The 9850-nt window shown below is 73.5% G+C and carries 7 protein-coding genes and 1 tRNA gene; 3 read left to right on the top strand and 5 right to left on the bottom strand.

Annotated elements, in window-relative coordinates; genetic code table 11:
• A partial coding sequence (locus KK097_RS17465; RefSeq protein WP_214545596.1) for a TPM domain-containing protein occupies nt 1-1727 on the bottom strand: 1727 nt, incomplete at its 3' end.
• Between the two features lie 284 nt (nt 1728-2011).
• Between KK097_RS17465 and KK097_RS17460 the strand changes: the two genes are divergently transcribed.
• Together KK097_RS17460 and KK097_RS17455 are read left to right on the top strand one after the other, a co-directional pair.
• Nucleotides 2012-2215 (top strand): hypothetical protein, encoded by a 204-nt coding sequence (locus tag KK097_RS17460; protein ID WP_017885770.1) that lies wholly within the window; start codon nt 2012-2014, stop codon nt 2213-2215.
• A 255-nt stretch (nt 2216-2470) separates the two neighbouring features.
• Nucleotides 2471-2842 carry a 4'-phosphopantetheinyl transferase superfamily protein gene (locus KK097_RS17455; protein WP_214545595.1) on the top strand — a complete coding sequence of 124 codons (372 nt, stop codon included), beginning with the start codon at nt 2471-2473 and terminating at the stop codon, nt 2840-2842.
• Here KK097_RS17455 and map read toward each other — a convergent pair.
• Nucleotides 2826-3593 (bottom strand): type I methionyl aminopeptidase, encoded by a 768-nt coding sequence (gene map / locus KK097_RS17450; protein ID WP_214545594.1) that lies wholly within the window; start codon nt 3591-3593, stop codon nt 2826-2828. The genes KK097_RS17455 and map overlap by 17 nt on opposite strands.
• A 32-nt stretch (nt 3594-3625) precedes the next feature.
• Here map and KK097_RS17445 point away from each other — a divergent pair, with 32 nt between their 5' ends.
• Nucleotides 3626-3895 carry a helix-turn-helix domain-containing protein gene (locus KK097_RS17445; protein WP_027465796.1) on the top strand — a complete coding sequence of 90 codons (270 nt, stop codon included), beginning with the start codon at nt 3626-3628 and terminating at the stop codon, nt 3893-3895.
• A 46-nt stretch (nt 3896-3941) separates the two neighbouring features.
• Here KK097_RS17445 and KK097_RS17440 read toward each other — a convergent pair whose 3' ends face one another.
• The 3 genes from KK097_RS17440 to KK097_RS17430 all read right to left on the bottom strand — a co-directional run bounded on the left by KK097_RS17440 (nt 3942) and on the right by KK097_RS17430 (nt 9548).
• Nucleotides 3942-5270 (bottom strand): M1 family metallopeptidase, encoded by a 1329-nt coding sequence (locus tag KK097_RS17440; protein WP_307858444.1) that lies wholly within the window; start codon nt 5268-5270, stop codon nt 3942-3944.
• 14 nt (nt 5271-5284) lie between these two features.
• A complete protein-coding gene (locus KK097_RS17435; RefSeq protein WP_214545593.1) occupies nt 5285-9181 on the bottom strand; it encodes a Pls/PosA family non-ribosomal peptide synthetase in 3897 nt (1298 codons plus the stop codon).
• Nucleotides 9182-9476: 295 nt separating this feature from the next.
• Nucleotides 9477-9548, bottom strand: a tRNA-Arg gene (locus KK097_RS17430).
• Nucleotides 9549-9850: the final 302 nt, after the last annotated feature.

Here is a 9850-nt window from a genome sequence, read left to right as displayed (position 1 = left end):
CCGCCGCCCTGCCCGCCGCCCCAGCCGCCGAGGTCGTCGTTCGCCGCGTCCATCGCGGCGGCGGCGTACTGTTCGGCCGCGCGGGCGGCGTTGAGCGCCTGGCCGGGGTTGCTCGGGGCGAGCTCGACGGCGTCGTCGTAGGCGCGCTGGGCCTCGGACAAGCGGGTCCGGGCGGTCGGGCCGATGCCCCCGCGGTGCAGCGAGACGTAGTCGCGGGCCTGGCTGATCCGGTTCCGGGCGTCGCGGAGGGCTGCGTCGAGCGCCTGCGTGGCTCGCTGGCGCTGTTCCTCGGCGCCCCGGGCCACTGCGATGGCGCGGTCGATCTCGGTGTTCGCCCTGGTCAGCGCGTCGACGGCGGCGACCGGGTCCTTCGGGTCGAGTCCCTGCCGGAGCACGGCCTCGGCGCGGGTGACGGCGGCGGCGAGGTCCGGACCGCCCGAGCGGAGGCTGCGAGCGGCGGCGACGTCGCCCTCGATGTCGATGCGCATCGCCTCGGCACGGGCGGTGGCTTCGTCGAAGGACTGCTCGGCGGCGAGGGCACCGTCGGTGAGCTGCTGCACCTGGGCGAGGGCGTGCTGGGCGTCCCGCACGGCGACGACCGCCTCGCCCTTGTCGCCGGCGGCGATCGACGCGGTGGCGGCGTTCGAGCGTTCGGTGGCGAAGGCGAGCACCTGGTGGGCCTGGTCGACGTTGTCGGCGACGGTGGCGAGGGTGCGGCCGGTGTAGCGGGCGCGGACGCGGTCGAGTGCAGCGGCAGCGGCTCCGACCGAGGCCGGTGCGGCGGCCACGGCCTGGGCGAGCGACGCGGCGGCGTCCTCGATGCCGTCCTCGAGCGAGCGGAGCTGGTCGAACGCCTCGGTCTGCTCCTCGATCGCGGCGTGTGCCCGCTCGCAGATGACGATGATCTGGTTCGCCCACTCGGCGCGCTGCTGGGGGGAGTCCGGGATCTCGTCGTCGAGCTGCTGCCGGATCGTGAAGGCCTTGCGGACCTCGCGCTGGGCGGCCTGCACGGCGTCGGCGAAGGGCTTGGCAGCGTCCGGGCCGAACTGAGCGCTGGCGAACCCGACCTCCTGCTCGGCGGTGCGGAGTTCGTCGTCGATGGTGACCAGTGCTCCGCCTGCGGTGCGCTCGAGGTCGGCGAGCGAGGCTTCCTGCGCCTTGGTCGCTGCGGCGGTGCGGCGCTTGTTCCGGGTCCGGATGACCAGGACCACGACGATGAGCCCGACGACCACGACGAGCAGCAGGATCCACAGCCAGGTGAGGTCGACCGGGGCCTGCGCCTGGGTCAGCCCGTCGGCGAAGGCCACGGCCGCACCGGACCAGTCGTCCTGCTTGAGTCTGGGCAGCAGCGAGTCGTCGACGGCGTTCTGCACGTCGGACGCGGAGATCGCGGTCTCGTTCGTCTGCTGGACGTCGTAGTTGCGCTCGTCGACCGCGACCGAGAGCAGGATGCCGTCGGTGTCGATCTGGTTCTGCTCGAGGACGGCTCGGCCCCACTCGGTGTGGTCGGTGGGGTCGGTGAAGGACGGCACGAACACGACGAAGAGCTGCGTCTGGGTCTCGGAGTACAGGTCCTGCACGGCCTGCTCGACCCGCGCCTGCTGGGATGCGGTCAGCGCATCGGCCTCGTCGAGGACGTACGCCCCGCCCAGGTCGACGGGCGCCGTGGCGTGGGCGGTCGCTGCCGGGGCCAGGACGATCAGCATCGCGACGAGGGCCGCCGTCACGCGGCTCCACAGCCGCGTTGTCCCCCTGTGCCCGATCGATCCGTCCGTGCCCGATCCGTGCTGGACCGCTCGCATCCGTCCTCCGTCCGTCACCGGTCGGTACCCCGTGGCACCGCACCGGACCGCGCCACGAGAGCGCTGTCGCCCGGAGTCTATCCAGGCCACGCAGGGGCACGGACAGACTCTGGGGGAACGCTCCGGACCGTGCTTCCTGTGAACGTCTTGTCCCCCGTACCGGGGTATGCTGGCGCCACTGTTCGAGGATGAACGGAAGGGGAAGAACGATGGAACGCACCACGAGCACCGAGGTCGTCCCGCTCGAGGACGGCTACCACCGGGTGTCGACTCCGGCGACGGGTGTGATCGGTTTCGTGCGCGAGCACGACGGTCGCTACGAGGTCCTGCGCGGACGTGTGCGCCAGGCCACCCGCTCCGAGGGTCAGTACAGCACCATGAACGTCGCGCTCATCGCGCTGACGCACGCCTGATCCGCTCTGGGCCGGGCCACACGACCGACGGGCGCCGCCCCGGTCGTTGGGTCGCGCCTCCAGGCCGTCACGGTGACGCTCCGGACGCCTGCTGCTGACCCAGCGGACGACCGGGAGGCCCTGGTCGCCGCCGTCGCGTCGGTGACCGGCGTCGAGCCGGTCGCGGTGCGCGCGGGGCGCGTCTGTCCGCACTGCGCGGGGACCGACCACGGTCGTCCGTGGGCGACCGTCGCGGGCACTACGGTCGGCGTGAGCATGTCGCGCGCACCGGGCGTCGTCGCCCTCGCGGTCGGTCCGTCGGCACTCGGTGTCGACGTCGAACGGGTGTCGCGGGTCGCTGCCGCGCCGCTCGATGCCTTCAACCCGGTCGAACTCCGTCGAGCCGACGGGGATCCGGCGCTCCTCGCCGCAGCGTGGGCGGCCAAGGAGGCCGTGCTGAAACGCGACGGACGCGGGCTGCGCGTCGACCCGCTCGCGGTGGAGGTCGACGTGGCCGCTGGCACCGCCGTGTTCGAGGGTGCCGGACAACCGCTCACCGTGCTGTACCCCGCGCCGGACGTCGTGCTCGTCGTCGCGGCGGGTGGCCTGCCCGTCGACGTGGTCGGGACGGTCAGCGGGGGAGCGTGAGCACCTCGGCGCCGTCCGCGGTGATCGCGATGGTGTGCTCGGTGTGGGCGGTCCGCGCTCCCGTGGCACTCCGCAGGGTCCACCCGTCGGCGTCGGTGACCAGGACGTCGGTGTCCGCCATCACCCACGGTTCGAGGGCGAGCAGGAGCCCGGGCCGGAGCGTGTAGCCGCGACCGCGGCGACCGGTGTTCGACACGTGCGGGTCCTGGTGCATGGTCGAGCCGATGCCGTGGCCCCCGAACTCGACGTTCACCGGGTACCCGGCGGCTTCGAGCACGGTGCCGATGGCGTGCGACAGGTCACCGATCCGTGCGCCCGGTCCGGCGGCGGCGATGCCCGCGGCGAGGGCGCGTTCGGTCGCGTCGATGAGTGCGAGGTCCTCGGGGCGTGGGGTGCCGACGACGAAGCTGATCGCGGCGTCGGCGGCGATGCCGTCGAGCGACACGGCGAGGTCGAGCGTGAGCAGGTCGCCGTCGTGCAGCACCTGGTCGTGGGGGAGGCCGTGCAGCACGGCGTCGTTCACGGCCGTGCAGATGTGGTGGCCGAAGGGACCGCGGCCGAACGAGGGCGCGTAGTCGACGTAGCAGGAGTCGGCGCCGGCGGCCTCGATCATCTGCTTCGCCCACCGGTCGATCTCGAGCAGGTTCGTGCCGACGCGGGTGCGTTCGCGCAGGGTCTGCAGGATCGTGCCGACGAGGGCTCCGGTGGCGCGGCCCTTGTCGACCTCGGCGGGGGTCAGGATCTCGATCACGCCGATGATCATACCGGTATTACTATGTGGTCATGGTCCGTCTCCCACTCCGCCCCGACGAGGTCGCGCGCGGTCGTCGCCTCGGTGCGCTGCTCCGTCGTGCCCGTGGTCCACGGTCGATCGTCGACACGGCCCTGGCCGCGGGGATCTCGCCGGAGACGCTCCGCAAGATCGAGACCGGGCGCATCGCGACGCCGGCGTTCTCGACGATCGCCTCGGTCGCCGGCGTGGTCGGGCTGTCGCTCGACGCGGTGTGGTCCGAGGTCAGCTGCGACCCGGCCGACGGTGAGCTGGCGGGCTAGCCGACGCGGCGACGGAGCCTGCTGGCCGACGCGGCAGCGGAGCCCGCTAGCGTGCGCGCGGCGCGGGCAGTGCCGGCACCGACGCCTCGTCGATCCAGGGCCCGGTGACGGCGCGGACGTCGTCGACGGAACGGCCGGCGGCATCCGCGAACGCACTGAGCACGTCCGGCACGGTGACGGATCCGTGCCGGTGCCGCTCGGTGATGCTCCGCAGCCCGGTGAAGAAGGCGTCGTCGCCGAACGTGCGGCGGACGGCGTGCAGGGCGAGGGCACCGCGCTTGTAGACGCGGTCGTCGAACATGTCCTTCGCGCCCGGGTCGCCGACGACCAGGTCCTCCGGCTGCCCGAGCAGGCCCTGCCGGTACCGCTCGGCCAGCGCGTCGGCGGAGTCGTCGCCGCGCTGGTCGGACCACAGCCACTCGGCGTAGCAGGCGAACCCCTCGTGCAGCCAGATGTCCTGCCAGCGGGTGACGGTCACGGAGTTGCCGAACCACTGGTGCGCGAGCTCGTGGGCGATGAGGCGGTCGGTGCCGTGCTCGCCGTCGACGTGGTTCCGGCCGAACACCGCCAGGCCGTGGGCCTCGAGCGGGATCTCGAGGTCGTCGTCGGTCACCACGACCCCGTAGGTTGCGAACGGGTACGGGCCGAACCGGTCGCCGAACAGCGCGAGCATCTCGGGCACCTGGCCGAAGTCGGTCTTCGCGGCCGCGGCGAGGTCGGCGGGGTGGTGCAGCGTGACGGGGACCCCGCCGGTGCGGAGCTTCGTGGTGCGGTAGCGGCCGATCTGCACGGTCGCCAGGTACGTCGCCATCGGCTCGGTGGTGGCGTAGGTCCAGCGGGTGCCGACGCGGTCGCGCTCCTTCGCCAGCAGCTCGCCGTTCGCGAGGACGTCGTACGCCGCCTCGGCCGCGATCTCGATCCGGTACGTGGCCTTGTCGTCGGGGCGGTCGTTGCACGGGAACCACGACGGCGCTCCCGTGGGCTGCGCGGCGACGATCACGCCGTCGGACAGTTCTTCCCACCCGAGCTGTCCCCATGCGCTGCGGACGGGGTGCGGGGTGCCCCGGTACCGCAGGTGCACGCTGAACACGGTGTCGGCGGCGATCGGGTCGGCCGGGGTGACCGTGACCTTGTGCGTGGCGGTCGACACCTTCTTCGCCCGTCTGCCGTCGACGTCGACGCGGTCGACCGTCAGTCCGTGCAGGTCGATCACGACCTTGTCGAGCGGTTCGAGGGCGCGCGCGGTGATCGTCGCGGTGCCGTCGAGCCGGTTCGTGGCGACGCGGTAGTCGAGCCGGAGCTCGTAGTGCTCCGCACTCCAGCGTCGGTCGCCGCTGTGCGGGGTGTACGGGTCGGCGGCGGGATCGGAGGGCACGGAGACAGTCAACCTCATGGCGCCGGTGGAGCTGTCACCGAGGGGGCTGCCGCTGTCCAGGGAGCGATCGGGTTGCCGGACCAGCGGGAGCCCGTCGGCACCTGTTCGCCGCGCATCACGAGCGACGACGGTCCGACGGTGGCCCCGGCACCGATGCCCGCGGCGGGCAGGACGACACTGTGCGGACCCAGCGTCGCGCCGGCGTCGAGCCGGACGGTGTCGAGTTGCATCACCCGGTCGTGGAACAGGTGCGTCTGCACGACCGTGCCCCGTGCCACCGACGCCCCGGACCCGATGGTGACCAGGTCGGCCTCGGGCAGCCAGTAGGTCTCGAGCCAGGTGCCGCGGCCGATCGTCGCACCGAGGCTCCGCAGCCAGACGGCGAGGGCCGGGGTGCCGGTGGCCTGCTCGGCGAACCACGGCCGGGCGACGGTCTCGACGAAGGTGTCCTGCACCTCGTTCCGCCACACGAACGACGACCACAGCGGGTGCTCCCGTGCGGTGATCCGGCCGACGAACGCCCACTTCGCGATCGTCGACACCACGGCGGCGACGGCTCCTGCGGCGATGAGCACCGGGCCCGCGAGCAGCACGGTCCAGCCGACCCCGACCGCGGTCCACAGCGCCAGGAGCGTGCCGGCGACGCCGAGGGCGATCGCTGCGGACACCATCGGGGCCACCAGGCGCAACAGCTCCCAGCAGCCGCGGGCGACCTTGAGCCGACGCGACGGGCGGAACGTGCGGGCTTCGTCGAACTCCGTCGCCGCACGCCGCAGCCGCACCGGGGGCGACCCGAGCCACGACGACCCGCGCTTGGCCTTCTTCGGCACGGCGGACAGCACGGCGACCAGGGCCTCACGCGGCACCGAGCGTCCTGCGCCCGTCATGCCGCTGTTGCCGAGGAACGCCCGACGGCCCACCTTCGACCGGCCGATCCGCACCCGACCGCCGCCGAGCTCGTACGTCGCCACCATCGTGTCGTCCGCCAGGAACGCCCCCGACGCGATCTGCGTCAGCGCGGGGATGAGCAGCACCGTGGAGATCTCGGTGTCCCGCCCGACCCGTGCACCGAGCAGCCGCAGCCACACCGGCGTCACCAGCGACGCGTACAGCGGGAACAGCAGCGTGCGCGCCGCGTCGAGCACCCGCTCGGTCGACCACACCTGCCAGCCGATCCGGGACCGCACCGGGTGCCGGCCCTCGTGCAGCCCGATGCCGAGCAACCGCACCGCGACCACCACCAGCAGTGCGTACACCGTGCCCGCGACGACCGTCGCCAGGGGGACCGTCACCAGCGCACGGAGCACCGCCTCGCCCAGGGTCGTCGCCCGCCCGACCAGGGCGAGGGTGACCAGCAGTCCGACCGCGACGCCGACCACCGGCAACCCGGCCACGGCCAGGGACCCGGCCCCGTACGCGAGCAGCCAGCGTCGACGGGCCGCGGGGCGGGCCTCCCGGTCGTCGCGAGCCGACCCGATGCGCTCCGCCGGTGCCCCCGCCCAGCGCTCGCCCGCCGGGACCGGGCCGCCGACGGCGGAACCCGCGGTGACCTCGGCACCCGCACCGACGTGCGCACCCGGCAGCAGCGTCGTCCGGCTCCGCACCACCGCGTCGTCGTCGATCCGCACGTGCCCCAGGTGGAACACGTCACCGTCGAGCCAGTGCCCGGCCAGGTCGACCTCGGGCTCGACCGACGCACGCTTGCCGATCGTGAGCATCCCCGTCACCGGCGGCAGCGTGTGCAGGTCGACGTCCCTGCCGACCCGCGCACCGAGCGCCCGGGCGTAGTAGCTGATCCACGGGGCACCCGCGGTCGAGGGGCCGTCGACCGCCTCGGCGATCCGCTCGGCCAGCCACACCCGCAGGTGCACCGCCCCACCACGGGGGTACGACCCCGGCCGCACCCCGGCCAGCAGCAGCCTGGCGAGGACCACGGTCAGCGCCATCTTGCCGATCGGCGTCACGAACACCAGCAGCATCAGCACCAGCGCCGGCCAGGGCAGCACCGGCAGGAAGGGCAGCGTCGTCGCGTGCAGCACCGCAGCCACCAGTGCCGTCCACGTCAGCACCCGCAACCCCCGGAGCACCTGCACCGGCAACCCGAGCAGCGTCATCAGCAGCCCCGTCGCCGGGGGGACCGGAGCCACGTCCCGCGACGAAGCCGCCACCGGACCCGACTCGTCGAGCGCCGCAGCCAACGCCCCGATCCTCGGGTGGTCGTACACGTCCGCCACCGTCGTCGTCGGGAACCGCTCCCGGATCGCCGACACCAGCTGCGCCGCCGTCAGCGACCCACCGCCGTGCGCGAAGAAGTCGTCGTCGACGCTCGCCACCGGCACCCCCAGGATCGCCGACCAGCGCTCCGCGATCCACGCCACCGTGTCCGGCAGCATCGCCGCGTCCGACGCACCGGGCAACGGCCACGGCAGCGCCGCGCGGTCGACCTTGCCCGACGTCCGCGTCGGCAGGGAGTCCACCACCGCCACCAACGGCACCAGCGCCGCGGGCAGCTCCTGACGCAGGCGGGCATTCGCCGCCGCGACGTCGACCGTCGCACCCGCCACCGGTGCCACGTAGCCGACCAGCACCTGGTTGCCCGCCGGCGTCCGCTGCACCACAGCAGCACCACCCGCCACGTCGTCCAGGGCCTGCAGCGCAGCGTCGATCTCCCCGAGCTCGATCCGCCGGCCACCGAGCTTCACCTGGTCGTCCGCACGCCCCTGGAACACCAGCCCCTCGGGCTCGTACCGCACCAGGTCCCCGCTCCGGTACGCCCGCTCCCACCCGAGCTCCGGGAACGGCGCGTACTTCTCCGCGTCCTTCGCCGGGTCGAGGTACCGCCCCAGCCCGACCCCACCGATCACCAGCTCCCCGACACCTCCGGGCGCCACACGGGCGCCCGATGCATCGACGACCGCCAGGTCCCACCCGTCCAACGGCAACCCGATCCGGATCGGCTGGCTCCCGTCGAGCAGGGACCCGCACGCCACCACCGTCGCCTCCGTCGGCCCGTACGTGTTCCACACCTCCCGGTCACGACTCGCGATGCGCGCCGCCAGCTCCGGCGGGCACGCCTCACCACCGAAGATCACCAGCCGCACCTGCTCGAGGGCATCGTCCGGCCACAGCGCCGCGAGCGTCGGCACCGTCGACACCACCGTGATCGTGTGCGCGATGAGCCACGGCCCCAGGTCCACCCCCGTCCGCACCAACGACCGGGGCGCCGGCACCAACGCGGCACCGTGCCCCCACGCCAACCACATCTCCTCGCACGACGCGTCGAACGCCACGCTCAGTCCCGCCAGCACCCGGTCGCCCGGACCGATCGGCGCCGCCTGCAGGAACATCCGTGCCTCGGCGTCCACGAACGCCGCTGCACTGCGGTGGGTGACCGCCACACCCTTCGGCACCCCGGTCGACCCGGACGTGAAGATGATCCACGCGTCGTCGGTCTCACGGGGGAGCTCGGCGCTCGCCGCGGGGTCCGTCACCGGCAACTCGGCACCGGCACGGTCGCGCAGCACGCCGCCCGCGCCGATCACCCCGACGACGCCGGCCTCGCCGAACACCAGAGTCGCGCGTTCCTCGGGGTCCTCGGCGTCGACGGGCACGTACGCGGCTCCCGCGGCCAGCACGGCGAGGATCGACAGGTACAGGTCACGTCCGCCCGAGGGGATGCGCACCCCGACCCGGTCCCCGCGTCGGACACCGCGGCGGGCGAGGTCGTCGGCCTGCGCGCGCACGAGGACGAGCAGGGCCGCGTAGTCGACGCTGCCGGCGGGGTCCTCGAGCGCGGTCGCATCCGGGTGCGTCGCCGCGGTCGCCGCGAGGACGTCGAACAGGGTCCGTGGGGCGGGTGCGTCGCCGCCTCGGGCGAGTTCGAGCTGCGCGTTCCCGGTGGCGGTGGTCATCGAAGCCTCTTCCCGGTCGTGTGCTGGACGACCGGCCCGTGATCCTAGGGGACCGAGGTGTCCTGCTCGGGAACACGGGGTGGCGCGGGCGGCGGCGGGGGCCCACCACCGAGTGAGCAGGACACACCGCGGTCCCCACGCCGACCCGTCGTCTTCTGCTCACTCGACGAGGACGATCACCACGAGACCGGCGACGAACCCGGAGGAGTCTCAACGGGGGAAGGTCGCCGCAGGCGACATCGCGCGCAGCTGACTGAGCGAAGCGAAGACAACTGCTCGCGCGGCAATGTGACAGTGCCCCCAGGAGGATTCGAACCTCCGCCCCTGCCTCCGGAGGGCAGTGCTCTATCCCCTGAGCTATGGGGGCCAAGGGGTGTGAACAACCGTAGCAGGTCCGGTGGGTGGTCCTGGACAGCGCGTGTCGCGGTGTGGACGGGGGAACCGCCGGCCTGGAGGCGCGGTGCGGGCCCGCCACGGGCCTCCTGTCCGCACGGTGCGAGCGTCGCGGGCCCGTGCGAGCTTGCGTGCTCCGTGCGGCGCAGCAGGCGCGCACCAGGCGCGCAACCTCGCACCAGGCGGCCGACCCGGCACCGTGCGAGCGACGCGAGCTGGTGCGAGGTTCCGTGTTGCGTGCGGCGCAGCAGGCGCGCACCGCGCGCGCAACCTCGC

Origin of the sequence: Curtobacterium flaccumfaciens (genome assembly GCF_018598405.1) — a bacterium.
GTDB classification, from domain to species: Bacteria; Actinomycetota; Actinomycetes; order Actinomycetales; family Microbacteriaceae; genus Curtobacterium; species Curtobacterium aurantiacum.
This window is presented reverse-complemented; position numbering and strand designations above follow the sequence as displayed.

What these genes read in the sequence shown, in the direction of transcription:
- KK097_RS17460 (WP_017885770.1), top strand. Translation starts at nt 2,012, where the DNA reads ATGGAACGCACCACGAGCACCGAGGTCGTCCCGCTCGAGGACGGCTAC.
- KK097_RS17455 (WP_214545595.1), top strand. Translation starts at nt 2,471, where the DNA reads ATGTCGCGCGCACCGGGCGTCGTCGCCCTCGCGGTCGGTCCGTCGGCA.
- KK097_RS17445 (WP_027465796.1), top strand. Translation starts at nt 3,626, where the DNA reads ATGGTCCGTCTCCCACTCCGCCCCGACGAGGTCGCGCGCGGTCGTCGC.
- KK097_RS17435 (WP_214545593.1), bottom strand. Translation starts at nt 9,181, where the DNA reads ATGACCACCGCCACCGGGAACGCGCAGCTCGAACTCGCCCGAGGCGGC.